Genomic DNA, 23,350 nt, shown 5'->3' on the forward strand with positions numbered 1-23,350 from the left:
CTAGCTCTCGAGTGTCTCGGCAAGGCAGCGCAGCAGGAGCGCACTCGAGGCGGCGCCCGGGTCCAGGTGGCCGGCGCTGCGCTCACCGAGGTAGCTCGCACGCCCCTTGCGGGCGACGAGCGGCTCGGTCGCATCGCGACCCTTCTCGGCGGCATCCGCCGCGGCAGCCGCGGCCTCGGCCGGGGACTTGCCGTCGGCAACGGCGCCGTCGAAGGCATCGAGGGCGGGGGCCAGCGCGTCGAACATGGTCTTGTCGCCGAGCTCCGCCTTGCCGCGCGCGACGATGCCGTCGAGCCCGGCCCGCAGGGCCGCCGCGAGCGCCGCACCGTCGAATTCGGTGACGGCGCCCGCGGTCATGCCCATGCGAAGGAAGAACGTGCCGTACAGCGGGCCGCTCGCTCCGCCGACCGAGGTGACCAGGGTCATCCCGACGCTCTTGAAGAGCTCGTCGGCGGTCGCGGGAGTGCCCTCCTCCAGTTTCGCCATGACGGCGGCGAAGCCGCGTGCCATGTTCGCCCCGTGGTCGGCATCGCCGATCGCGGAGTCGAGTTCGGTGAGGTAGGCGCGCTGTTCCGTCACCTGCGTGCGGTACGTCTCGAGCCATGCCACCAACTGGGTGAGGGGGACCGTGCTGTTCGTCATGTCAGTTCTTCCGTTCCGTGCGTGGGTAACTCAGAGGCCCCAGCGGAGGCCTGCGGTGTTGACGGGAGCATCCCACAACCCCAACAGCTCATCATCCGCCTTGAGCACCGTGACCGAGCAACCCGCCATGTCGAGCGAGGTGATGTAGTTGCCGACCAGGTTTCGGGCGATCGTCACCCCCGCCTTCTCGAGCAGCTTGGCGACCTCGCCGTACATCAGGTACAGCTCGATGAGCGGCGAGCCGCCCATGCCGTTGAGCATGACGATCGACGGCCCCGACGTGACGTCGAGGTCGGCGAGGATCGGCTCGACGAGCTGCTGGGCGATCTCGTGCGCTCCGGCGAGCGGCACGCGGTGGCGTCCCGGTTCGCCGTGGATGCCCACGCCGATCTCCATCATGTCGTCCGGCAGGTCGAAGGTCGGCTTGCCGGCCGCGGGCACCGTGCAGCTCGTGAGCGCCATGCCCATCGAGCGACCGGAGTCGTTGACCTTGTTGGCCAGGGCCGCGATGGCCGCGAGGTCGCGGCCTTCCTCGGCGGCGGCACCGACGATCTTCTCGAGCAGGACGGTCACGCCGACGCCGCGGCGACCCGCGGTCCAGGTGGAGTCCTGCACGGCGACGTCGTCGTTGGTGACGACGGTCGCCACCTCGATGCCGGACTCCGCGGCGGCAAGCTCGCCCGCCATCTCGAAGTTCATGACGTCGCCGGTGTAGTTCTTCACGATGTGCAGCACGCCGGCTCCGCGGTCGACGACCTTCGTCGCCTCCTGCATCTGGTCGGGCGTCGGCGAGGTGAAGACCTCACCGGCGCACGCCGCGTCGAGCATGCCGAATCCGACGAATCCGCCGTGTAGCGGCTCGTGGCCGGAGCCACCGCCGGAGACGAGGGCGACCTTGCCGTCCTGCTTCGGTGCGGCCCGGTAGATGATCCGGTTCTTGTGGTCGACCGTCAGGTCGGAGTGGGCGGCCTCGACGCCGACGAGCGCGTCGGCGAGAACAGCCTCGGGGGCATTGATCAGTTTCTTCATCAGTTCGCCTTCTCTTCGGTCAGGGCGGTCTTGAGGCCGGTCTTGTCGGCCTGCGTCTTCGAGATGGCGCCGAACAGCAGGGCCGCGACGATTCCGCCGAGCACCTCGGCGACGATGTACACCCAGTACTGCTCCCAGGCAACGCTGCCGCCGAGGAGGGACTGCACGATCATCGGGCCGGTGGTGCGGGCCGGGTTGATCGAGGCGCCGGTCGCCGGGGCGACCGGGATGATCGCGGCGAAGACGACGAGGCCGATCGCGAGACCGGCCCATCCGGGCGCGGCCTTGCGGTGGATGACGCCGAACACCGCGAAGACGAGCAGGAAGGTTCCGATGAACTCCGCGAACAGCGCCTGCGGAACCGACACCACCTCGGGGTTGAACGCCGCGACGCCGAGCCCCAGCTCACTGGCACGCATGCCGAGAACCCCGACGATGGCGAACGCGCCGGCCGTGGCACCGAGCAGCTGCGCGATGAGGTAGCCGGGAACTTCCTTCCACGGGAACTTCCCGGTGACGGCGAGGCCGAGGGTCACGGCCGGGTTGATGTGGTTGCCGGAGATGTAGCCGAACACGTACACCGTGACGACGACGATCGTGGCGAACGACAGCGAAATGAAGCCCAGGTCGCCACCGGTGAACGGCCCGTCACCACGCACCATCGCGAGCGCCGGCACCGAGCCGACGCCGACGAAAACGAGGAAGGCGGTGCCGAGGAACTCCGCGGCAAGCTTTTGCCACGTGGTGTTCTCATCCATATGTACTCCTTTGGACATGCGGTTTGTTCGATGCGGGGTTCCGCGAGCGCTTCAATTTCGGAACGCTATTCGATAATGTCGAATATGCTCCGGTTGTGAGCGGGTTGTCAACCCCCCGGAGTGAACGGCAAGGGCGCCGGCCGCGCCCATAATGGAAACCTTGCGGAAAGGGGTGGCGGTGATCCAAGCCATTGACCGCGCCGCGAAGGTGCTGAGCTCGCTGCAGGGCGCACGCCACCTCGGAATCACCGAATTGGCGGCCGCCCTCGAGCTTCCCCCCTCAACCGTGCACGGCATCGTGAAGTCGCTGCAGCAGCACGGCCTGGTGGCGAAAGAGCGCGGCAGCAACCGCTACATGCTCGGCCCGGCACTGCTGAAGCTGAGCAACGTCTACCTCGACACGCTCGACGTGCGCGCCCGCGCCATGCGCTGGACGCGCGAGCTCTCCCGGCGCACCGGACTCGCCGTGCGGCTCGGCGCCGAGCTGTTCGACGAGGTCATCGTCATCCACCACAACCGTCGCCCCGACGGCAGCCAGCAGATGCTCGAGACCGGGCTCACCATCCCCGCGCACGCCTCCGCGATGGGCAAGATCCTGCTCGCCTACGACGGCGACTACGCGTCTGAGGTGCTCAGCAAGCCGCTGCGGAGCCTCACCGGCGACACCGTGACGGATGCCGCCAAGCTCTCGCTCGGACTCGCCCAGATCGCCACGCGCGGCCTCGCGACCGAAGAAGACGAGGCGGTACTCGGAGAGTCGAGTGTCGCCGCCCCGGTCTCGGATGCGTCCGGCAACGTCATTGCCGCGGTCGCGGTCGTGCTCCCCACGAGCGAGTGGCCGCCGGAAGACCCGGTGCTCAACGACCTGCGCGAGACCGCGCGCAACATCTCGCGCGAACTCGGCGCGATGAACTGGCCGCCGCCCGCACCCAGCGGCGCGGCGACCGAACTCGCCGAGGACTAGAGCGCGGCGATGATCTCGCGCATGAGCGCGGCGGTCTCGCTCGGCGTCTTGCCGACCTTGACGCCCGCGGCTTCGAGGGCTTCCTTCTTGGCCTGAGCGGTTCCCGCCGAGCCCGAGACGATCGCGCCCGCGTGACCCATCGTCTTGCCCTCGGGCGCGGTGAAGCCGGCGACGTATCCGACCACCGGCTTCGTGACGTTGGCCTTGATGAAATCGGCCGCACGCTCTTCCGCGTCGCCGCCGATCTCGCCGATCATGACGATCGCCTTGGTCTCGGGGTCGGCCTCGAACGCCGCGAGGGCGTCGATGTGCGTCGTGCCGATGATCGGGTCGCCGCCGATGCCGATCGCGGTCGAGAAGCCCAGGTCGCGCAGCTCGAACATCATCTGGTAGGTCAGGGTTCCCGACTTCGACACGAGGCCGATGGGTCCCTTGCCGGTGATGTTGTTCGGGGTGATGCCAACCAGCGACTCGCCGGGCGTGATGATGCCCGGGCAGTTCGGGCCGATGATGCGGGTCTTGTTGCCCTTCGCCTTGGCGTAGGCCCAGGCCTCGGCCGAGTCCAACACCGGCACGCCCTCGGTGATGACAACGAGCAGCCCGATCTCGGCGTCGATCGCCTCGACCATCGCGTCCTTCGTGAAGGCCGGCGGCACGAACGCGATGGAGACGTCGGCGCCCGTGGCCTCCATCGCCTCCTTGACCGTCCCGAAGACGGGGAGGCTCACGCCACCCTCGTGCTCGACCGTGGTGCCCGCCTTGCGCGCGTTGACGCCACCCACGATCTGGGTGCCGGCCTTGAGCATCAGGGCGGTGTGCTTCGTGCCTTCGCCGCCGGTGATGCCCTGGACGATGACCTTGGAGTCCTTGTTCAGGAAGATCGACATTCTGTTTCTCGATTCTGGAGTTCGATACGCCGCGTGCGGCTACTCAATCAGCGGGATGCCAGCGGGGTCAGGCCGCGGCGAGCTCGGCGGCCTTGTCGGCGCCCTGGTCCATGTTCTCGGCGATCGTGACGAGCGGGTGGTTGGCGGCGGCGAGAATCGCACGCCCCTCCTCCACCTGGTTGCCGTCGAGTCGCACGACGAGCGGCTTGGTGGCCGCGTCGCCCAGGATCTCGAGCGCCTTGACGATGCCGTCGGCGACCGCAACACACGAGGTGATGCCGCCGAAGACGTTGACGAACACGCTCTTGACCTGCTCGTCGCCGAGGATGACGTCGAGGCCCGCGGCCATGATGGTCGCCGAGGCGCCGCCGCCGATGTCGAGGAAGTTGGCCGGCTTGACTCCGCCGTGGTTCTCGCCCGCGTAGGCGACCACGTCGAGGGTCGACATGACGAGCCCCGCGCCGTTGCCGATGATTCCGACCTGGCCGTCGAGCTTGACGTAGTTGAGGTCGTGCTCCTTGGCCTTCGCCTCGAGCGGGTCGGTCGCGGCCGCATCCTCGAGCTCTTCGTGCTCGGGGTGACGGAACGCGGCGTTCTCGTCGAGCGAGACCTTGCCGTCAATCGCGAGAATCGCGCCGGCGCCGGTGAGGATCAGCGGGTTGACCTCGACGAGCGTCGCGTCTTCCTTCACGTACACGTCGTAGAGCGTGACGAAGACCGGGGCGACCTGGTCGACGAGCTCGGCGGGGAACTTCGCGGCGATCGCGATCTCCTTCGCCTTGGCGAGATCCAGGCCTTGGCCCGGGTCGACCTCGATGCGCGCGAGGGCGTCGGGGCGCTCCTCGGCGAGCTGCTCGATCTCCATGCCGCCCTCGTAGCTCGAGAGCGAGAGGTAGGAGCGGTTCGCCCGGTCGAGCAGCACCGAGAAGTAGTACTCCTCCTTGATGTCGGCGCCCGCGGCGACCATGACGCGCTTGACGACGTGGCCCTTGATGTCGAGGCCGAGAATCGCCTCCGCGGCGGCCTCCGCCTCATCGGGCGTCTTGGCGACCTTGACGCCGCCGGCCTTGCCGCGGCCTCCGACCTTGACTTGCGCCTTGACGACGGTCACGCCGCCGAGCTTCTCGGCGGCCGCGCGGGCCTCGGCGGGGGTGTCGGCGATGATCCCGGGGAGTACGGGAACCCCGTACTTCTCGAAGAGATCACGGGCCTGGTACTCAAAAAGATCCACGCTTTTGCTTCTTCCGTTGCAGTGGAGGGGTGCGGTGCCTCGATGTCGAGATAGTTCGATATCGAGACAGTTGGGCCAACAGGCACTCTACCCGTTTCACCTGGAGCGTTTTTCCGAAGGACGGCTTTCGCGAGTGAAAACTTCCGGGTTTCTTGCCGACCGAGTGCGACGATGAGGCATGCCGAGCCGCGATCGTGAGCTGGACCGCTACACGCGGGAGGGCGCCCTGCTGTTCGGGGGCGTGCTCGCGATCCTGCTGCAACTGGGCGATCCGGTCGTGGCGCGCGGCGTCGCCGCCCACAGCGGGTTCGCGCACGATCCGCTCGGGCGGCTGCGCCGCACGCTCGAATACGTCTACGCGATCCGCCTCGGCCGCGAGCAGCACGAGCGCCTCGCCCGGCAGCACGTCAACCGCGCGCACGCGGGCGTTCCGGGTGCGCGCGACGCCGAGCATCAGCTCTGGGTGGCGGCGACCCTGTATGCCGTCGGGATCGACACGCACGAACGACTCGTCGCGCCGCTCGCCGACCGAACCCGCGACGAGATCTACGCGGCGAGCGCGCGGCTCGGCACCGCCCTGCAGCTTCCCGCGGAGGCGTGGCCCACCACCCGCGCCGACTTCGACGACTACTGGAACGACCAGGTCGCGCACCTGGACTTCACGCCCGAAGCGCGGCGCGTCGCTGCCCTCCTGCTTCATCCGAGCGGGCCGTGGTGGCTGCGTCGCGTCATGCCGTTCGTGGTCGAGGTGACGGCGGCACTCGCTCCGCCGTCGGTGCGCGCCCCGCTCGGGCTCACGGATGACCCCGCGCGACACGCCCGCGCGCTCCGCCGCGCGCGCACCCTCGTGCGCCTGACCCCGGGACCGCTGCGGCGCCTGCCGTCGCGCCTCCTGCTGCGCGGACTGGTCGCCGGGCGACCTCACTCCGCCAGGATGCCGTAGAGCGATTTGCGCAGCGCCTCCATCTCGGCGATCGCGCGCGTGCGCTGCTCGGCGGTCGCCTCGTGCGGGAACTGCCAGAGCGCGCGCATCAGTCGGCCGGCCGCGTCGCGATATTCGCGCAGCTCGGCTCGGGCGTCGGCACGGTCGGCGCCGACGTTCCACGCCGCCGCGATCTCATCGGCGTGCTCGTCCACGTAGGCACGGCCCTCGTCGGTGAGCGCGAACTCGCTCGCGCGACCGCCGCCGCCGGTCGAGGCGATGAGCTCCTCGTCGACGAGCTGCTGCAGGGTCGGGTAGATGGAGCCGGGGCTCGGCCGCCAGGCGCCCTCCGAGCGCTCCTGGATGCGCTTGATGAGCGAGTAGCCGGAGCCGGCCTCCTCGGCGAGCAGTCCGAGGATGGCGGCGCGCACGTCGCCGCGCCGGGCGCGCCCGCCCGGGCCGCCGCGGCGGCCGCGCGGGCCGAAGGGGAAGTCGAAGGACTCGGGACCGAAGCCCGGTCCGCCGCTGAAGCCGGAGTCGAATCCGGGGCGGCGTCCGCGGGATTCCCAGCCGGGGTGAGAGGAGTGGTTCATGGTTTCTCCTGAATGTCGTGGGATCGCGACGAATTATTCGCGATAGGTCAACGATATATCGCTAATGCATCGCCGACAAGACCCCTAGGCTGTGCGCGTGAGATTCGCTGCGCTGCGCGCCCGCTGGTACAAGGGCTATCTCACCGGGGGAAGCCTGCTCATGGCGGGCGACAACGCCGAGCACGCCCTCACCTACTGGGTCATGTGGCAACTGTTCGAATCGCCCCTGCTCGCCGGCTTCGCCGTCGTCAGCCACTGGTTGCCGCACCTGTTCTTCTCGATCCCGTTCGGCGCGCTCGCCGACCGCTACGACAACCGGCGCATCATCCAGATCTCCTGCGGCATGTTCATGCTCGCCTCGCTGCTGTGGGCGATCCTGATCCTCAGCAACTCGCTCGAGATCTGGCACTGCATCCTGTTGCTCCTGTTGCACGGCTTCGCGAGCGCGCTCTGGCGCCCCGCCGACCAGGTGATGATCTACGACATCGTCGGGCCGCGCGACCTGCCGAGCGCCGTGCGCCTGATGGCCACCGGACTCAGTCTCGGCCAGCTCGTCGGCCCCGCCTTCGGCGCCGCGATGCTCTTCACCGTCGGCCCCGGCATCGGGATGCTGCTGAATATGGCGATGTACCTGCCGTTCGTGATCTACCTCGCCGTCACCCCGCTCGACGGGCACCAGCACCGCACGACCCCCCGACCGCGCGTGCACGCGCGCGACGTGTTCGCCGTGGTGCGCAAACTGCCGAAGTACCCCTCGATCTTGATCGTGATGATCGTGCAGGGTGCGACGGGCCTGTTCATCGGTGCCGCACTGCTGCCGCTGTTCCCCGAATTCGGGAACCTGCTCGGCCTCGACGACTCCGGCCTCGGCTACGGGCTGCTCATCGTCTCGATGGCGGCGGGCGCCGTGATCGGCGGCCTCACGCTTGAGGCGATCGGGCGCATCCGCGCGGGCGTCGGTCTCGCGGTCGGAGCGGCGATCCTCTACGCGGCGTGCCTGCTGATCTTCGCGGTCTCGCGCGAATACCTGGTGTCCTTGCCGATGCTGCTGCTCGCGGGCTTCGCGCTGATCTGGTCGGAGTCGTCCGGTCAAACGGTCGTGCAACTGGATGCGCCCAGCGACGAACGCGGCCGCTTCGTCGGTGCCTCGAGCGTCACCGGCTTCGGCTTCCGTGCCGGCAGCGGCGTGCTGGTGGGCATCCTCGGCGGCATCGTCGGGGTGAGTGGCGCTCTCGCGATCGACGCCGGCGCGCTGCTGCTCGTCGCGGGCGCGCTCGGCGTGGTGGTGCTGGCCCGCGGCATCCGCTCCCGCGCCGACGCCGCGGTGGTTCCCGTCATTCCCGAGCCCGAGGACTGAGCCGCCGCAGGTGGCGCGGGCGCGGGCTAGAGCTTCTCGATCGGCGCGATCTTGATGAGCAGACGCTTGCGCCCGGCCTGCTCGAACTGCACCTCGGCGACCGACTTGGGTCCGGCACCGGTCACCTCGGTCACGCGCCCCTCGCCGAAGTCGGCGTGACGGATGCGGTCGCCGACCGCCAAGGACAGGTCGCCGTTGTCGCGCACCTTGTTGGTGACCGGGCTCGTCCACTCGGTCTTGGCCCGGCCCGGCGGCAGCGAGGTCGAGTACGAGAACTTCTCCTCGCGCGGGGTGCGCGCGTTGAGCGCGCGCGGGCGCAGGCCCCCGCGCGAGGTCGCGTCGCCGGCGCTCTGCCGCCACTCGATCAGCCCCGCGGGGATCTCCTGCAGATACCGCGAGGGCATCGCCACGGTCGTCTCGCCGAAGGTCGAGCGACTCATCGCGAGAGACAGATGCAGCTTCTTGCGCGCGCGCGTGATGCCGACATAGAACAGTCGTCGCTCCTCGGAGAGCCCGCCGGGCTCCCCCGCCGACATCTGGTGCGGCAGCAGCCCCTCCTCGACGCCGGTGAGGAAGACCGCCTCGAACTCGAGGCCTTTCGCCGTGTGCAGCGTCATCAACGAGACCGTGCCCGAGCTGTCGTCGAGATCGTCGGCGGCCGCGACCAGCGCGACCTCGGTGAGGAAGTCGATCAGTCCGCCCTCGGAGTTGTTCCGCCCGAACTCCTTGGTCACCGCGACGAGTTCTTCCACATTCTCGATGCGCGCCTCGTCCTGCGGGTCGCGCGTCGCGCGTAGCGCCTCGACATACCCGGTCTTATCGAGCAGGAAGGTCAGCACATCGGCGGGAGCCCCACCCGGCCGTCCGCCGCCCGGCGTCGTTGCGATCCGCGTCGCCTCGTCGAGCGTCGCCGCAAGCGTCAGGATCGCCGCCGTCACCTTCGGTCCGAGGCCGAGTTGGTCGGCATCCCGCAGCGCCTCGCGCAGGGGAATCTCCAGACGATCCGCGTGCGCCTGCAGCGCCGCCTCGGTCGCCGGTCCGATGCCGCGCTTCGGCGTGTTCATGATGCGGCGCAGCGCCAGATCGTCGGCCGGATTCGCGACCTGGATCAGGTACGCCATCGCGTCCTTGATCTCGGCACGCTCGTAGAACTTGGTGCCGCCGAGCACCCGGTAGGGCAGCCCCGAGCGGATGAAGATCTCTTCCAGCGCACGGGTCTGCGAGTTGGTGCGGTAAAACACGGCGATGTCGCTGTAGCGCATCCCGCCGGAGTGCAGGGTGGCGATCTCGTCGGCGACGAACTGTGCTTCGTCGTGCCCCGAGTACCCCGTGTAGCCGACGATCGCGTCGCCCGCCCCGACATCGGTGAACAGGTTCTTCGCCTTGCGGTCGAAGTTGTTCGAGATGACGGCGTTGGCCGCGTCGAGGATGTTCTGCGTCGAGCGGTAGTTCTGCTCGAGCAGGATCACTTTCGAGTCGGGGAAGTCGCGTTCGAATTCGACGATGTTGCGGATGTCGGCGCCGCGGAACGCGTAGATCGACTGATCCGAGTCACCCACGACCGTGAGCGAGGCGGCGGGGATGCCGCCGTCCGGAGCGAGCGACATGCGTGTGTCGGCGGGCACGTGTTCGGGCTTGACCGCGCGCACGAACTCGCGAATGAGCGAGTACTGCGCGTGGTTGGTGTCCTGATATTCGTCGACGAGCACGTGGCGGAATCGGCGCTGGTAGAGCGCCGCCACCTCGGGGAAGGCGCGGAACAGGTGCACCGTCTCACCGATCAGGTCGTCGAAGTCCATCGCGTTGGCGCGACGCAGCCCCGCCGTGTAGCGGCGGAAGAGCTCGAGGAACATGACCTCTTTGGGGTCGTCGGCGTTGACGTTCCGCGAGTAGGTCTCCACGTCGGAGAGCTCGTTTTTGAGCTTCGAGATCTTGGCGCTCACGTTGCCGGGGGTGAAGCCGAAGGTGTCGGCATCCATCTCTTTGATGATCCGCTTGATGAGCGCCCGGCTGTCGGCGGAGTCGTAGATCGTGAAGCCCTGCGTCATGCCCATCACCTCGGCCTGACGACGCAGGATGCGCACACACGCCGAGTGGAACGTCGAGATCCACATGCCCTCGGCTGCACCCCCGACGAGCTGGTTCACGCGCTCGCGCATCTCGGCCGCGGCCTTGTTCGTGAACGTGATCGCGAGGATCTGACTCGGCCACGCCTCGCGGCTTTGCAGCAACCCCGCGATGCGCCGGGTGAGCACGCTCGTCTTGCCGGAGCCGGCGCCCGCCACGATCAGCAGCGAGGGTCCGCGGTGCAGCACGGCCTCGCGCTGGCGCGGGTTGAGGCCCTCCAGCAGGGCCTCGTCGACCGCGACCGGCCCGCGACCCGCGCTCTCGGGGGGCGGCATCCAGGCCTCCGGGTCGGAACCGAAGGGAACGGAGTCGGTGGGGAGGAAGCTCATGACCGGTCGAGTCTACGGCGGGCCGACGACGAAAACGGCGGTCGGGCCCGCCCAGGAGGGAGCGGGACCGACCGCCGGGTCGGGTGACAGCTAGGCCGCCGGCTTCAGCGTGATCGCGCTGCGACCCACCGAGAGCCAGATGCCCGCGACGACGAGCCAGAATCCGCCGACGAGTCCGCTCAGGCCCGGCACGCCCGAGACCACGAAGGCCCCGGCCACCAGGATCGCGAGGATGCCCGAGAACGCGCCGAGCCCACGGGAGACGCTCCGCTCGACGAAGGCCATCCACGCCACGGCGGCCGCGGCGATGATCGCGCCGAGCCACGGCAGGTAGGCGCCGAAGTCGGTCAGCATGTAGTAGACGAAGAGGCCCTCCTCGCCGTAGGCGCCGGCCTCCGGTCCGTCGAATCCGTAGTTCGCCAGGGCGCCCTTCCACCCGAAGGCGAGGGTGAGGCCGGCCGCGGTCGTCAGCAGCGCGCCGCTCACGACGCGCGCGGCGATCGAGTTCGCGTACGCGGTTTCGACGCGCACGCGCCACGCGCCGTGCAGCGCGAGCATCGCCGCGACCGCGACGAAGCCGAGCACGAAGCCGAGGTAGTTGTTGGTGCGCGTGATGTCATCCATGTCGGCCGGCGTCACCTCGTAGGGGATGCCGTTGGCGATCGACTGGATTTCGGTGAGCGGGCGCACATCCATCAGCACCGTCGCGGTGAAGCCGAGCGCGCCCGCGAGCACGGCCCACAGCGGCCACAGCCGGTGGCGGGCGGGCGCTGTCGGTGCGTCGGCCGCGGGCTCGGCGTCGGGAGCCTGGTCGATGTCGGGAGCGGTGGTGTCGGCGGTCATGAGAGTCCTTTCGCGGGGGTGAGCGCGCGGATGCGCGGGCCGCGTCCACGCGCGAGCCGAAGAGGACACTACGAACTCCCGCGCACCGGATCGGCGGGCGGCGCGCTCCGATTACGCCGCGACTACGCTCGCGGCAGCAGCTCGCGGGGCAGGTCGGGATGATCGGCGAAGACCCCCTCGACGCCGGTGTCAAGGATCAGCTCGAACTCGCGGCGCCAGTCCCCCCAGGCGGCGGGCGAGGAGCCGCGACGGTGCGGCGGCTCGAGGAAGCGGTTCTCGGGGCGCAACGTCCAGGTGTAGACGAGCAGCCCCGCGTCGTGGGCGCGGGCCACGAGGTCGGTCGCGCGCATCCCGTCGCCGTCGGCCGCCAGCAGCAGCGACTTGTTGACGCTGATGCCGTCGACTTCGGCGGCGAGCCTTGCCAGACCGGCGTTGGTGAGCTGGGTCGAGTAGGCGGGCGCCTGCCGCCCGAAGCGGGCCCGCAGATCCGGGGCCGCCCCCGAGTTTTCGATCAGGTAGACGTAGCGGGCCGCAAGTCCCAGCTCCCGCAGTTCGGTGAGCGCGGACTGCTCGAAGCACTCCACGGTCAACTCGGGCCGCCCGCTCCAGGAGGCCAGCTCGCGCGCGACCGTCTGTTCGAGCGGCAGCCCGATGGAGGCGAAATAGCTCGGATGCTTGACCTCGGTCACCAGACCGATCTGGCGCCCGGTGCGCACCCGCGCCTCGTCCAGCAGTTCGAGCAGGTCGACGAGCCGCAGAATCGGCTCGCGACCGTCGAAGGTCGTGGAACTCTGCCGCAGCTGCGGGAGTCGTTCGCGGGTGCGCAGCGTCGCGAGCTCGTCCCAGTCGAAGTCTTCGGTGAACCAGCCGCTGAGCTTCTGTCCGTCGACGATCTTGGTGGCGCGCCGGTCGGCGAACTCCGGGTGATCGGCGACATCGGTCGTGCCCGAGATCTCGTTCTCGTGGCGGATGACGAGCACCCCGTCGCGCGAGCTGACGAGGTCGGGTTCGACGGCATCCGCCCCCAGCATGATCGCCCACTGGTAGGCCGAGCGCGAGTGCTCGGGCCGGTAGCCGCTCGCACCGCGATGCCCGATCACGAGGGTCTCGTTGGAGGTCACGGTGCCACGATAGTGTGGCCGCATCATGGCTCCCCGCGACCGCGCCCCCTCCCCGGAACGCAGGCCGCCGTGGCGCGAACCCGCCGCCCTCATTCCGTTGCGCTGGGGCTGGTATCGCGAGCGGCTCGCGCTCGGAACGGTGCTCATCGTCTCCGGCGGCGTCGCCATCGCCGGGTCGAACACCTGGTCGCTGTGGTTGCTCGGGCTCGGCACCACCGCGTACCTCGCGGGCTGGAGCATTCTGCCCTCGGCGGGGTGGCGACGGGTGCTGGTGCTGTTTCCTGCCACCACGGCCGCCTGGCTCCTGCTCACCGGCCCGCGCTTCATCGGCGTGCTCGTCGTGCCCTACCTCGCCTGGCTGCTGGTGCGCCACCGGCCGGCGCGTAGCTACGCCACCGTGCTCTTCGTGATCGCCGCATCCGTCATGATCGCGCGGATCTTCACGAGCGGATCGGTCTTCACCGAGTACGAATACATGACGGCCGCGCTCGGCAGCGGTCTCGGCGTGATGGTGCTGTCCTCGTGGGCGGCGCGGGCGCTGCACGCCGCCGGCGCCGCCAAGCCTCTCCCGGCGCGAGGCTCCGCCGCACGGGGCGCGGCTCCGCCTGCGGCGAAAAATCAGCCTGGAGAGCCCGAGACTTCCTAAACTGGTCTTGGCGACGCAGCCGCGTCGCTTCGCCCCCGAATTCTCGAGGACACAACAGACACATGGCCAACTTCGCCTTCACCAATTCGCCGGCGTTCTCCGGTCGCGGAGTCGCGAGCGCCGCGGCGCCCGCGATCCCCACGCCCGCTGAGCTCGACGCCCAGTACTCGCGCGGCACGGCAACCCCGGACCAGATGGACCGGATGAGCTACGAGGACGTCATCGCCAAGACCGTGGGTAGCTTCGCGATTCTCGTTCTCGGCGCGGCAGTCGGCTGGTTCGTGCCGGCGCTCACGATTCCCGCGGCGATCGCCGGTCTCGTGCTCGCCCTCATCAACACGTTCAAGAAGCAGCCCTCGGTGCCGCTCATCCTGATCTACGCGGCGGTCGAAGGCGTCTTCGTCGGCGGCATCTCGGCGATCTACTCGTCGATGTTCGCCGACGGCATCGTGCCGATGGCCATCTTCGGCACGCTCGGCGTCGTCGGGGTCACCCTCGCGCTGTTCGCGAGCGGCAAGGTGCGCGCCTCCAAGCGCGCCACCAAGATCTTCATGATCGCGATCATCGGCTACGCCGCCTTCTCGCTCATCAACTTCGGTCTCGTCATGTTCGGCGTGAGCGACTCGATGTACGGACTGCGCGGTTCGGTCGAGATCTTCGGAATCCCGCTCGGCGTGATCCTCGGCATCATCGTGGTGCCGCTCGCGGCGTACTCGCTCGTGCTCGACTTCGACATGGTGCAGCGCGGCGTCAACAACGGCGCCCCGCGCATCTACGGCTGGACGGCCGCCTTCGGCATCATGGTCACCGTCGTGTGGCTCTACGTCGAGATCCTGCGCCTGCTGAGCTTCTTCATGCCGCGGAACTAACGCGACAACGCGAAAGCGGCCCGGGCCTGGAAAGGCTCGGGCCGCTTTTCGTTCACGCTTCAGCGGGACAGATTCGGCTCACCCTGTGCGCCGAGCCCCGAGACGGGACTCGGGGAGCAGCCCGCGAAGGCCAGAAATGGCCTTCGCCCACGGGCTACTCCCACTCAATGGTTCCCGGGGGCTTCGACGTGACGTCGAGCACGACCCGGTTGACCCCGTCGACCTCGTTCGTGATGCGGTTCGAGACGCGCGCGAGCACGTCGTAGGGCAGTCGCGTCCAGTCGGCGGTCATGGCGTCCTCCGAACTGACCGGGCGCAGCACGATCGGGTGACCGTAGGTGCGGCCGTCGCCCTGCACGCCGACGCTGCGCACATCGGCGAGCAGCACCACCGGACACTGCCAGATCTCGGCGTCCAGGCCCGCGGCGGTGAGCTCCTGGCGCACGATCGCATCCGCCGCACGCAGCAGTTCGAGCCGCTCGAAGGTGACCTCACCGACGATGCGGATGCCCAGGCCCGGCCCCGGGAACGGGTGCCGGCCGACGATCGCCTCCGGCAGGCCCAGCTCGCGACCGATCGCGCGCACCTCGTCCTTGAACAGGGTGCGCAGCGGCTCGACGAGCTCGAACTGCAGATCCTCGGGAAGCCCGCCGACGTTGTGGTGGCTCTTGATGTTGGCCGTGCCCGTGCCGCCGCCCGACTCGACAACGTCGGGGTAAAGCGTGCCCTGCACGAGGAACTTGATCGGGTCGCCTTCGGCGGCGAACTCGGCCACCAGCTCCGCTTGCGCGGCCTCGAAGGTGCGGATGAACTCGCGACCGATAATCTTGCGCTTCGTCTCGGGGTCGCTGACCCCGGCGAGCGCCGTCAGGAACTGCTCGGCCGCATCCACCGTGACCAGGCGGATGCCGGTGGCCTCCACGTAATCCTTCTCGACCTGTTCGCGCTCGCCCTGGCGCAGCAGGCCGTGGTCGACGAACACGCAGACCAGCTGGTCGCCGACCGCCTCGTGCACGAGGGCCGCCGCGACCGCCGAATCGACGCCGCCGGAGAGCCCGCAGATCACGCGCCCGGATCCCACCTGGTCTTTGATGCGCGCCACCTGTTCGGCGATCACATTGTCGGCGTTCCACTCGGGGGCGATGCCCGCCGCGCGGTGCAGGAAGTTCTCCAGCACCTGCTGGCCGAAGGCCGAGTGCTTCACCTCGGGGTGCCACTGCACGCCGTACAGCTTGCGTTCATCGCTACCGAAGGCCGCCACCGGGGTCGAGTCGCTGGAAGCCAGCACCTCGAAGCCCTCGGGCGCCTTCACGACCGAGTCGCCGTGGCTCATCCAGGCGCTCTGCGTCGGGGGCTGCTCGTTGAGGAACACGCCGCCGCCGCCGGACAGGCGCACCTCGGTCGAGCCGTACTCGCGCGCGCCCGTCTTGGCGACCTCGCCGCCGAGCTGCCGGGCCATCACCTGGAAGCCGTAGCAGATGCCCATCGTCGGAATCCCGAGCTCGAGAATCGCCGGATCGAGGCTCGGCGAGCCGGGCTCGTAGACGCTCGACGGTCCGCCCGAGAGCACGATCCCGACCGGGTTCTTCTCCCGGATCTCGGCCGCCGTGATCGTGTGCGGCACGATCTCGCTGTAGACGTTCGCCTCGCGCACGCGGCGGGCGATCAACTGGGCGTACTGCGCGCCGAAGTCGACCACCAGGACGGGGCGGGATTCGGCGTGTTCTGCGGCAGCGGCATCCGCTTCGTGGGTCACGCGGTCACCTCGACCGGGCTCGCGGCGTCCTCAACCTTGGCGATTTCAGCTTTCACGAACTTCGGCACCTCGTATTCGAACCAGAACGACAGAAATGGAATCACGCCGCCGAGCGCGATCCACAGGAACCGGAAGAAGCTGAACCGCAGCATCCGCCAGAGCATGAAATCGAGCGCCAGGTAGAGCACGTAGAGCCAGCCGTGCACCGACAGCAGCACGACCGACAGGTTGATCGCGGTCAGCTGACCGACCTGCGTGAGGGCGAGGAACCCGAACGGGCCGCCGAGCTCGATGTCGAGGTGGAATCCGTAGCGGAACACCATCATCACGACGAGCCCGAGCAGGAAGAACCCGGTGATCATGGCCGAGACGCGGTACACCGCGAGGACCGTGCGGATGCGGGGAACGTCAGGAAGACTCGGTCCGGCAGGCATGGCTCTAGTCTACGGTCGCCGCCTCGACCTCTTTCTCGACCTCGTCCATCACGAGGCGATACCAGAGGTAGAAGGCGAAGCCCGCGAAGATGAGCCACTCCAGGGCGTAGAACAGGTTGAGCAGGTTGACCGAGGCCTCCGGCAGCGGCGCGGGCGCATCGATCAGCGTGAGACCCGCCGGAGCGGAGTCCGAGATCAGATAACCGCCGTAGATGGTTCCGGTGTAGTCCGGCCAGAGGTTGATGAATTCGGCGATCGAGACGGCCGAGCGTTCCCCCGTCTCCAGATCCTCCGAGCGCGGCGGTTCGCTCGGCAGATACCGGCCCTGCAACTCGACCTCCCCGCCACCCTCGGGCGCGGCGGCGAGCGCCTCAGCCTCCGTCGCCGCCCACCCGAGCGCCACGACGAGTGACGCCGCCTCGGTGGTGCCCGGGGCATCCACGAGAAGTCGCGCGATCGTCCAGTAGCCGGTGTCACCGTCGTGCAGGCGCGACGAGAGCACGAGCGTGTCCTCGGGCGCGAAGCGTCCCGTGACGCTCACGACCCGGCCGAGCTGGTCGCCCGTGGTCGAGGTGGCGGGCGTCGCGAGCTCGGTGAGCGGCACGACGGTCTCGGTGTCGATCTCGTTGACGGAGCTCGCGATCACACTGCGCTCCAGCTGCCAGCGGCCGAGCCCGGCGAACGCCGCCGCCACCGCGAGCACCAGCACGAGCGCCGCGATCCACTTCGGTTGGCGCGCGAGGCGCCAAAAACGCGCCGTCTTGGTCTCGTTCAATACTCCGGATCCCTCTCCCGCGGCGGCACGACCCCGTCGCTCTGCTCCGCGGCCTGCGCGGCACGCGCGGCCGCCTCCTCGACTTCGTCGTTCTCATCGCTCGGCGCCCGCAAGGGCCGGCGGGGTGCCAAGGGCGCCCCGGGGGCCTCGCCCGCCGCGACCTCGAAGGCCTGCTCGGACTCCGTGGGCTCGGCCGCCATGATCTCCTCGGCCAGCGCCAGCAGCGGGTCACCCGGCTCGGCCGTGCCCACCCGGGGGGCGCTGCGGCGACGCAGCACCGCACCGAACTTCTCCGAGTTGACCGCGAGGACGGGTCCGATCACCGCCATCGAGAGCACGTACAGACCGGCGAACGGCGTCAGCCGGTCATCCAGCCCGGCCGCCGCCGCCAGCGTCGCCAAGATCAGGGCGAACTCACCCCGGGTCTGCAGCATCGCGCTGACGTTGAGCCCCTGGGCGGCCGTGAGCCCGTTGAGTCGGGCGATCAGCTGACCGCCGGCGGTGTTGATCACGAGCGTGACCACGATCGCGGCCACCACCGGCCACACCACCTCCCCGAATGTCGACGGGTCGAGCGCGAGGCCGAAGGCCAGGAAGAAGAAGGCCGCGAACACGTCGCGCAACGGTCTGGTGAACTGCTCGATGCGGGCACGCAGGTGGGTCGAGCCGAGCACGAGGCCGATCAGGAAGGCACCGATCGCATCCGAGACGCCGAGCAGTTCCCCGATGCCCCCGAAGGCGACGGCGAGGCCGAAGAACAAAATCGTGAACAACTCGTCGTCGCGGGTCTGCACGAGCCGCCCGACCAGCCGCCCGCCGAATCGCGCGAGCGAGAACATCGCCACCAGGAACGCGAACGAGATCGCGAGTTCCACGACGATCGGCCACAACTCGGTCTCGCCGCCGATCACGACCCCGACGATCGCGAGGTAGATCGCGATGAACACGTCCTCCACGACGGCGATACCGAGGATGACCGGGGTCTCGCGGTTGGCCAGGCGCCGCAACTCGATCAGCAGCTTCGTGATGATGGCGCTCGAGGAGACGCCGGTCATCCCGGCGATGATGAGCGCCTCGCGCGAGCCCCAGCCGAGGAAGAGCCCGAACGCGAAGCCGACGCCGAAGTTGATCGCGATGCGGGTGCCGCCCGAGATGAGCAGTGCCCGCGCGTTGCCGAAGAACTCGTCGAGGTCGAACTCGAGCCCAAGGCTGAACAGCAAGAAGATCAGCCCGAAGATCGCCACCAGCTCGACATCGTCGGCGCTGAAATCGAGCGGGAACAGCGCGAAATTGGGGCTCGCGACAAGCCCCACCAGCATGTAGATCGGAATCGCCGGGAGGCCGATGAATTTGCCGAGCCGTCCCAGCATGTAGGCGATGAGGAACAGGACGCCGAGGACGAGAAGTTCTTCGCCGTGCATGCGCTACTCCCCGGGCGGGGAGTCCTGCACCGGGATCGCCGTCGTCGGCGTCTTCGCCTTGACCTCGCCCGTGCGGTAGAACTGGAACGCCTTCGCCACCTTTTCGGGGCTCCCGGCGACGACGAGCGTGTCACCCGGGAACACTTTGAAGTCCTCGGCGGGCGCGGGGTTCGCGGCATCCGAACGGACGACCGCGACGACCGTCACGCCGGGGAGCCCGCGGCTGGCCATGTTGCCGAGAATCTGCCCCGCGATGTGGTCCTCGTAGTCGACATGGAACCAGTCGATCGACAGCCCCGGAATCTCGTCGATGCCCGACAGCGCCTCGGTGATGCGCGTCCCGCCGAGCAGCTCGGCGAGCGTGTGCGCCTCGTCTTCGTCAAGTCGCAACGACACCTTCTGGCTGTCGCCGTCAGTCTCGTCCGCATCCGCGAACGCGATCAGATCGCTCTGGCCCGAGCGGTGCGTGATCACGCCGACCTTTCCCCCGTCGCCGGAGACGAAGGTGTGGAGCACGCCGACACCGGGCAACTTGACTCGACGCACGTCGACCATTCACGGCTCCTCTCGGCGCAACCCCGGTCAGTCTAGTTGGGGCTGAATTCGGGCGCTTGCCGCCGGATGTGATCGGCCGACTCGTCGTCGGGCTGGCGCTGGCTCTCCAACTCCGCCTCGACCCGCGCGAGGTAGAGCGCCAGCTCGCGCTCCACGCGGGCCTCATCCCAGCCGAGTTCCTCACCCATCAGACGTGCGGCGACCGGTGCCGCGGCGACGCCGCGGTCCCAGGCCTCGATCGAGATGCGCGTTCGCCGTGCGAGCACGTCGTCGAGGTGCAGCGCCCCCTCGTGACTGGCCGCGTAGACGACCTCCGCCCCGATGTAGTCGTCGGCACCCGGGAGCGGCTCCAGCAGTTCGGGCCGGGCACGCACCAGATCCAGGAGCTCATCGGTGAGCACGCCGTAGCGATCAAGCAGCCGCTCGACGCGGTACTTGTGCACCCCGAACGCGCGCGCGATCTTGCCGCGCTTGTTCCAGGCGGCCTGGTAGCCCTCGGCGCCGAGCAGTCCGATGTTCTCCGTCACCGACTCGGCGGTGCGGCCATCGAGCGCCGCCGCGGCCTCGTCGATGGCATCCTTCGCCATCACCCGGTAGGTGGTCCACTTCCCACCCGCGACGACAACCAGACCCGGCACGGCGTGCGCGACGACGTGCTCGCGGCTCAGCTTGCTGGTCTCGTCGCTCTCCCCCGCGAGCAGCGGACGCAGCCCCGCGAACACGCCCTCGACGTCGTCCCGCGTGAGCGGCACCGAGAGCACCTCGTTGACGTGCTCGAGGATGTAGTCGATGTCGGCCGCCGTCGCCGCGGGATGCGCCTTGTCGAGCGTCCACCGGGTGTCGGTTGTCCCGATCAGCCAGTGCCGCCCCCACGGGATCACGAACAGCACGCTCTTCTCGGTGCGCAACAGCAGCCCCAGCTTCGAGTGGAACCGGTCGCGCGGCACCACCAGGTGCACGCCCTTCGAGGCGCGCACCTTGAACTGGCCCCGCTCCCCGACCATCGCCTGCGTCTCGTCCGTCCAGACGCCCGTCGCGTTCACGACCTGCTTCGCCATGATCTCGAAGTCCTCGCCGGTCTCCACGTCGTGCGCCTTCACGCCGACGACGCGCTGGCCGACCTTCACGAATCCGACCACCTTGACTCGGTTGGCGACGTGCGCGCCGTAGAAGCTCGCGGTGCGGGCGAGCGTCGCGACATAGCGCGCGTCGTCGACCTGCGCGTCGTAGTAGCTGAGGCCCCCGACGAAGGCGTCGTGGCGCAGGCTCGGCGCCGCTCGCAACACCTGCCGACGACTCAGGTGGCGGTGATGCGGCACCCCGGGCGTGCGGAAGCCCGTGTAGCTGAACAGGTCGTAGAGGAGCATCCCCGCACCGACATACGCGCGCTCCACAAGCGGTTGAGTCAGCGGGTAGAGAAACCGCACCGGTTTGACCAGGTGGGGAGCGATCCGCTGCAGCAGCAGACCGCGCTCGATGAGCGCCTCGCGCACGAGCGGAAAGTCGAGCTGTTCCAGATAGCGGATGCCGCCGTGCACCAGCTTCGAACTGCGGCTGGAGGTGCCCGAGGCCCAATCGCGCGCCTCCAGCATGCCGGTGCGGAGGCCGCGCGTCACCGCATCCAGCGCCGCACCGGTGCCGACGATTCCGCCGCCGATCACGAGCACGTCGAGTTCCTTGGCGCGCATGTTGGCGAGCGCGGCGGCCCGCTCCTCCGGCCCGAGCTTGTTCGAGCGGGTGACAGAAGCAGGGCTCATCGAAACGCTCCTCGCGCGTTAGCTCTGACGATACGGCGCGATGACGACCTCGACGCGCTGGAACTCCTTGAGATCCGAATACCCGGTGGTGGCCATCGCGCGCCGCAGCGCCCCCATCAGGTTGACCCGGCCGTTCGCCGTGTCCGAGGGGCCGAACAGCAGCTGTTCGAGCGGGGCGACCGTGCCGACCTCGACGCGGTGGCCGCGCGGCAGTTCGGAGTGGTGCGCCTCGGCGCCCCAGTGCCAGCCGCCGCCGGGTGCCTCCTCGGCGCGGGCGAGGGCCGAACCGAGCATGACGGCGTCGGCTCCCATCGACACGGCCTTGACGATGTCGCCGCTCGTGCCGAGTCCGCCGTCGGCGATGACGTGCACGTAGCGCCCGCCGGATTCGTCGAGGTAGTCGCGGCGAGCGCCCGCCACATCGGCGACGGCGGTCGCCATCGGGGCGTGGATGCCGAGGCTCGAGCGCGTGGTCGAGGCGGCGCCGCCGCCGAAGCCGACGAGCACGCCCGCGGCGCCCGTGCGCATCAGGTGCAGCGCGGCCGTGTAGGTCGCGGCCCCGCCGACGATGACCGGCACGTCGAGCTCGTAGATGAACTCCTTGAGGTTGAGCGGTTCGACCGTCTTGGAAACGTGCTCGGCGCTCACCGTGGTGCCGCGGATCACGAACAGGTCGACCCCCGCATCCACGACGGTCTTGTAGTGCTCCTGCGTGCGCTGCGGGCTGAGCGCGCCGGCGACCGGCACCCCCGCCGTGCGGATCTCGGCGAGTCGGGCCTTGATGAGCTCGGGCTTGATCGGCTCGGCGTAGAGGCGCTGCATGGCCGCGGTGGCCTCGCTCGGCGCGAGCTTGCAGATCTGGGCGAGCACCGGCTCGGGGTCGTCGTAGCGCGTCCAGAGGCCCTCGAGGTCGAGCACGCCGAGGCCGCCGAGTTTTCCGATCGCGATCGCGGTCGCGGGGCTCACCACGGAGTCCATCGGCGCCGCGAGCACGGGGATGGTGAACGTGAACGCGTCGATCGTCCAGCTGATGCTGACGTCCTTCGGGTCACGCGTGCGGCGGCTGGGCACAATCGCGATGTCGTCAAAGGCATACGCGCGGCGGGCTCGCTTGGCCCGCCCGATCTCGATGTCGCTCACCCCCCAACCCTACCCACCCCAACCTGTGCTGGCGGGGATGCATCCCGGGCGTTCGCGAGTGCCGCGCGCGGTACGCGGTCGGGGCGCGGGTCACGCGCTCGGCGAGTCGAGGCGCCACGACGGGGCACGCCGCCCGCGTCGAGCACGCGCGCGAGCCGCTCCCGACTCATCACATCGGCCCACACCAGACGCACCATCGCGTCGGCCTGCCTCCGCAGCCGGTCTTCGCGCAGCTTCTCCCGCCACAGCACCGACTGCGCGTCCTCCCCGCCGTTGCGCTCGCGCTCATACTTCTGCTTCCCATCGAACTCGCCCAGGATGCGCCGATCCGCCCAGGCGAAATCGGCGCGCATCACCCCCTCCGCATCAACGAACTCCACCTGGAGTTCCGGCGACTCGAAACCGGCGAGAAAGATCGCCGCCCGCGCTGCCGACTCGCCCGGACTTTCGGATGCCCCATCGGCGAACTCGATCGCCCGCGCGGCCGCGCGCGTCGCCAGCCTCGATCCCGCGCCCTCGAACTCGCGCCAGAGCTCGGCGCGCGGTGCTCCGGCGGCGAGGACCGCATCCGTCGCCATGACGCCGGCCAGGAAGTCTCCGGCGGAGGCGAGTTGCAGCGCGGTGCGCGCGCGGCTGGTGACGCGGACCCCGTCGTGCTCGACAGGGTCGGCGGTTTCGAATCCCGCGGTCACGCGTCGGACGCCCGGATCGCTGCGGCCGCCGCCGCGGTACGGGCCGAGCAGGGTGACGGTGGGCGGCCACGTGCCGAAGATGGGGAGATCCCACACGGCGGCCGCGGAGGTCCCCGCCGCGCGGAACTCGGGGCCGACCTGGGCCAGTGCGGCGCGCACGCGCAGCACATGCTGCTCGCGCGCCGAGAGCGAGCCCCAGCGTGTGCTGTCGCAGTAGATGCCGAGTCGCACGCGGGTGAGCAACCCCGAGGCGCACGCTTCCCGGAGGGCACGCGGGTCGCCGCCCAACTCGCGATAGCGGGCGACCGAGAGCAGGCCGTGCTCGTCGGCGGCGAGTCGGAGTTCGAGGGAGAGGTCGGGGGAGAGTCGCATCCCGACACGATCGCAAGCGAGCGCCTCCGGTGCGCTCGCGCGCGATGCAGCTGGGGACGCTCGGCGCGCTGCAGCGCCTGCGAACGAGTAGCCCGCGACCCAACCGAGTGCCGCGCGCGGCACTCGCCGG

22 protein-coding genes are annotated in these 23,350 nt (G+C 69.3%); 5 read left to right on the plus strand and 17 right to left on the minus strand.

The window, feature by feature from the left end; translation table 11 throughout:
- The 3 genes from dhaL to QZ258_RS09225 are packed head-to-tail and all read right to left on the minus strand — an operon-like array spanning window position 1 to window position 2,429.
- The gene (dhaL, locus tag QZ258_RS09215) at window positions 1-642 is read right to left on the minus strand and encodes a dihydroxyacetone kinase subunit DhaL (RefSeq protein ID WP_294180860.1); all 642 of its coding nucleotides are present in this window, start codon (window positions 640-642) and stop codon (window positions 1-3) included.
- 30 nt (window positions 643-672) lie between these two features.
- Window positions 673-1,671, minus strand: a complete 999-nt coding sequence (gene dhaK / locus QZ258_RS09220) for a dihydroxyacetone kinase subunit DhaK (RefSeq protein ID WP_294180862.1) — start codon at window positions 1,669-1,671, stop codon at window positions 673-675.
- On the minus strand, window positions 1,671-2,429 hold the full coding sequence (locus QZ258_RS09225) for an MIP/aquaporin family protein (RefSeq protein ID WP_294180864.1): 759 nt from the start codon (window positions 2,427-2,429) through the stop codon (window positions 1,671-1,673). Before QZ258_RS09225 ends, dhaK begins: the two co-directional genes overlap by 1 nt.
- A 178-nt stretch (window positions 2,430-2,607) precedes the next feature.
- Here QZ258_RS09225 and QZ258_RS09230 point away from each other — a divergent pair, with 178 nt between their 5' ends.
- Window positions 2,608-3,393, plus strand: a complete 786-nt coding sequence (locus QZ258_RS09230) for an IclR family transcriptional regulator (protein WP_294180865.1) — start codon at window positions 2,608-2,610, stop codon at window positions 3,391-3,393.
- Here QZ258_RS09230 and sucD read toward each other — a convergent pair.
- Complete coding sequence (gene sucD / locus QZ258_RS09235) at window positions 3,390-4,280, minus strand: succinate--CoA ligase subunit alpha (RefSeq protein ID WP_294180867.1); 891 nt, start codon at window positions 4,278-4,280, stop codon at window positions 3,390-3,392. The two genes, QZ258_RS09230 and sucD, sit on opposite strands and share 4 nt — an antisense overlap.
- 67 nt (window positions 4,281-4,347) lie before the next feature.
- Window positions 4,348-5,511: an ADP-forming succinate--CoA ligase subunit beta gene (gene sucC, locus QZ258_RS09240; protein ID WP_294180868.1), complete on the minus strand. Its 1,164-nt coding sequence runs from the start codon at window positions 5,509-5,511 to the stop codon at window positions 4,348-4,350.
- A gap of 178 nt (window positions 5,512-5,689) precedes the next feature.
- Between sucC and QZ258_RS09245 the strand changes: the two genes are divergently transcribed.
- Window positions 5,690-6,454 (plus strand): oxygenase MpaB family protein, encoded by a 765-nt coding sequence (locus QZ258_RS09245; protein ID WP_294180873.1) that lies wholly within the window; start codon window positions 5,690-5,692, stop codon window positions 6,452-6,454.
- Here QZ258_RS09245 and QZ258_RS09250 read toward each other — a convergent pair.
- Window positions 6,433-7,026 (minus strand): PadR family transcriptional regulator, encoded by a 594-nt coding sequence (locus tag QZ258_RS09250; protein ID WP_294180874.1) that lies wholly within the window; start codon window positions 7,024-7,026, stop codon window positions 6,433-6,435. The two genes, QZ258_RS09245 and QZ258_RS09250, sit on opposite strands and share 22 nt — an antisense overlap.
- Window positions 7,027-7,123: 97 nt before the next feature.
- Between QZ258_RS09250 and QZ258_RS09255 the strand changes: the two genes are divergently transcribed.
- Window positions 7,124-8,383: an MFS transporter gene (locus QZ258_RS09255; protein WP_294180877.1), complete on the plus strand. Its 1,260-nt coding sequence runs from the start codon at window positions 7,124-7,126 to the stop codon at window positions 8,381-8,383.
- Window positions 8,384-8,409: 26 nt separating this feature from the next.
- Here the strand turns inward: QZ258_RS09255 and QZ258_RS09260 are convergent, their stop codons facing one another.
- The 3 genes from QZ258_RS09260 to QZ258_RS09270 all read right to left on the minus strand — a co-directional run bounded on the left by QZ258_RS09260 (window position 8,410) and on the right by QZ258_RS09270 (window position 12,803).
- Window positions 8,410-10,785: an ATP-dependent helicase gene (locus QZ258_RS09260; RefSeq protein WP_294180913.1), complete on the minus strand. Its 2,376-nt coding sequence runs from the start codon at window positions 10,783-10,785 to the stop codon at window positions 8,410-8,412.
- 144 nt (window positions 10,786-10,929) lie between these two features.
- Entirely contained in the window at window positions 10,930-11,682 is a 753-nt protein-coding gene (locus tag QZ258_RS09265) for a hypothetical protein (RefSeq protein ID WP_294180879.1), read from the minus strand.
- A gap of 122 nt (window positions 11,683-11,804) precedes the next feature.
- The gene (locus QZ258_RS09270; protein ID WP_294180881.1) at window positions 11,805-12,803 is read right to left on the minus strand and encodes a glycerophosphodiester phosphodiesterase family protein; all 999 of its coding nucleotides are present in this window, start codon (window positions 12,801-12,803) and stop codon (window positions 11,805-11,807) included.
- A 25-nt stretch (window positions 12,804-12,828) separates the two neighbouring features.
- Here QZ258_RS09270 and QZ258_RS09275 point away from each other — a divergent pair, with 25 nt between their 5' ends.
- Both QZ258_RS09275 and QZ258_RS09280 read left to right on the plus strand, forming a co-directional pair.
- Entirely contained in the window at window positions 12,829-13,449 is a 621-nt protein-coding gene (locus QZ258_RS09275; protein ID WP_294180883.1) for a hypothetical protein, read from the plus strand.
- 62 nt (window positions 13,450-13,511) lie between these two features.
- Window positions 13,512-14,318: a Bax inhibitor-1/YccA family protein gene (locus tag QZ258_RS09280; RefSeq protein WP_294180885.1), complete on the plus strand. Its 807-nt coding sequence runs from the start codon at window positions 13,512-13,514 to the stop codon at window positions 14,316-14,318.
- A gap of 154 nt (window positions 14,319-14,472) precedes the next feature.
- On the opposite strand, the gene guaA is transcribed toward QZ258_RS09280, so the two are convergent.
- From guaA to QZ258_RS09320, 8 genes are read right to left on the minus strand one after another with little or no spacing between them, the layout of a single operon-like run.
- Complete coding sequence (gene guaA, locus QZ258_RS09285; RefSeq protein WP_294180887.1) at window positions 14,473-16,074, minus strand: glutamine-hydrolyzing GMP synthase; 1,602 nt, start codon at window positions 16,072-16,074, stop codon at window positions 14,473-14,475.
- The gene (locus tag QZ258_RS09290; protein WP_294180889.1) at window positions 16,071-16,508 is read right to left on the minus strand and encodes a DUF3817 domain-containing protein; all 438 of its coding nucleotides are present in this window, start codon (window positions 16,506-16,508) and stop codon (window positions 16,071-16,073) included. The genes guaA and QZ258_RS09290 overlap by 4 nt, the downstream gene beginning before the upstream one ends.
- Before the next feature lie 4 nt (window positions 16,509-16,512).
- Window positions 16,513-17,283 (minus strand): SURF1 family protein, encoded by a 771-nt coding sequence (locus tag QZ258_RS09295; protein ID WP_294180893.1) that lies wholly within the window; start codon window positions 17,281-17,283, stop codon window positions 16,513-16,515.
- On the minus strand, window positions 17,280-18,704 hold the full coding sequence (locus tag QZ258_RS09300; RefSeq protein ID WP_294180895.1) for a cation:proton antiporter: 1,425 nt from the start codon (window positions 18,702-18,704) through the stop codon (window positions 17,280-17,282). The genes QZ258_RS09295 and QZ258_RS09300 overlap by 4 nt, the downstream gene beginning before the upstream one ends.
- A 3-nt stretch (window positions 18,705-18,707) precedes the next feature.
- A complete protein-coding gene (locus QZ258_RS09305; RefSeq protein ID WP_294180897.1) occupies window positions 18,708-19,259 on the minus strand; it encodes a cation:proton antiporter regulatory subunit in 552 nt (183 codons plus the stop codon).
- Window positions 19,260-19,291: 32 nt separating this feature from the next.
- The gene (locus tag QZ258_RS09310; protein ID WP_294180899.1) at window positions 19,292-21,016 is read right to left on the minus strand and encodes a glycerol-3-phosphate dehydrogenase/oxidase; all 1,725 of its coding nucleotides are present in this window, start codon (window positions 21,014-21,016) and stop codon (window positions 19,292-19,294) included.
- An 18-nt stretch (window positions 21,017-21,034) separates the two neighbouring features.
- Window positions 21,035-22,156: a GuaB3 family IMP dehydrogenase-related protein gene (locus tag QZ258_RS09315; RefSeq protein WP_294180901.1), complete on the minus strand. Its 1,122-nt coding sequence runs from the start codon at window positions 22,154-22,156 to the stop codon at window positions 21,035-21,037.
- Window positions 22,153-23,220, minus strand: coding sequence for a type IV toxin-antitoxin system AbiEi family antitoxin domain-containing protein (locus QZ258_RS09320; RefSeq protein ID WP_294180903.1), 1,068 nt, complete (start codon window positions 23,218-23,220; stop codon window positions 22,153-22,155). The genes QZ258_RS09315 and QZ258_RS09320 overlap by 4 nt, the downstream gene beginning before the upstream one ends.
- Window positions 23,221-23,350: the final 130 nt, after the last annotated feature.

It is taken from the genome of uncultured Schumannella sp. (genome assembly GCF_905479755.1).
Lineage (GTDB): Bacteria > Actinomycetota > Actinomycetes > Actinomycetales > Microbacteriaceae > DCRR01.

What these genes read in the sequence shown, in the direction of transcription:
- QZ258_RS09305 (WP_294180897.1), bottom strand. Translation starts at nt 19,259, where the DNA reads ATGGTCGACGTGCGTCGAGTCAAGTTGCCCGGTGTCGGCGTGCTCCAC.
- QZ258_RS09310 (WP_294180899.1), bottom strand. Translation starts at nt 21,016, where the DNA reads ATGAGCCCTGCTTCTGTCACCCGCTCGAACAAGCTCGGGCCGGAGGAG.
- dhaL (WP_294180860.1), bottom strand. Translation starts at nt 642, where the DNA reads ATGACGAACAGCACGGTCCCCCTCACCCAGTTGGTGGCATGGCTCGAG.
- QZ258_RS09275 (WP_294180883.1), top strand. Translation starts at nt 12,829, where the DNA reads ATGGCTCCCCGCGACCGCGCCCCCTCCCCGGAACGCAGGCCGCCGTGG.
- QZ258_RS09250 (WP_294180874.1), bottom strand. Translation starts at nt 7,026, where the DNA reads ATGAACCACTCCTCTCACCCCGGCTGGGAATCCCGCGGACGCCGCCCC.
- sucD (WP_294180867.1), bottom strand. Translation starts at nt 4,280, where the DNA reads ATGTCGATCTTCCTGAACAAGGACTCCAAGGTCATCGTCCAGGGCATC.
- QZ258_RS09265 (WP_294180879.1), bottom strand. Translation starts at nt 11,682, where the DNA reads ATGACCGCCGACACCACCGCTCCCGACATCGACCAGGCTCCCGACGCC.
- QZ258_RS09260 (WP_294180913.1), bottom strand. Translation starts at nt 10,785, where the DNA reads ATGCCGCCCCCCGAGAGCGCGGGTCGCGGGCCGGTCGCGGTCGACGAG.
- dhaK (WP_294180862.1), bottom strand. Translation starts at nt 1,671, where the DNA reads ATGAAGAAACTGATCAATGCCCCCGAGGCTGTTCTCGCCGACGCGCTC.
- QZ258_RS09225 (WP_294180864.1), bottom strand. Translation starts at nt 2,429, where the DNA reads ATGGATGAGAACACCACGTGGCAAAAGCTTGCCGCGGAGTTCCTCGGC.
- QZ258_RS09300 (WP_294180895.1), bottom strand. Translation starts at nt 18,704, where the DNA reads ATGCACGGCGAAGAACTTCTCGTCCTCGGCGTCCTGTTCCTCATCGCC.
- QZ258_RS09320 (WP_294180903.1), bottom strand. Translation starts at nt 23,220, where the DNA reads ATGCGACTCTCCCCCGACCTCTCCCTCGAACTCCGACTCGCCGCCGAC.
- QZ258_RS09290 (WP_294180889.1), bottom strand. Translation starts at nt 16,508, where the DNA reads ATGCCTGCCGGACCGAGTCTTCCTGACGTTCCCCGCATCCGCACGGTC.
- QZ258_RS09245 (WP_294180873.1), top strand. Translation starts at nt 5,690, where the DNA reads ATGCCGAGCCGCGATCGTGAGCTGGACCGCTACACGCGGGAGGGCGCC.
- QZ258_RS09280 (WP_294180885.1), top strand. Translation starts at nt 13,512, where the DNA reads ATGGCCAACTTCGCCTTCACCAATTCGCCGGCGTTCTCCGGTCGCGGA.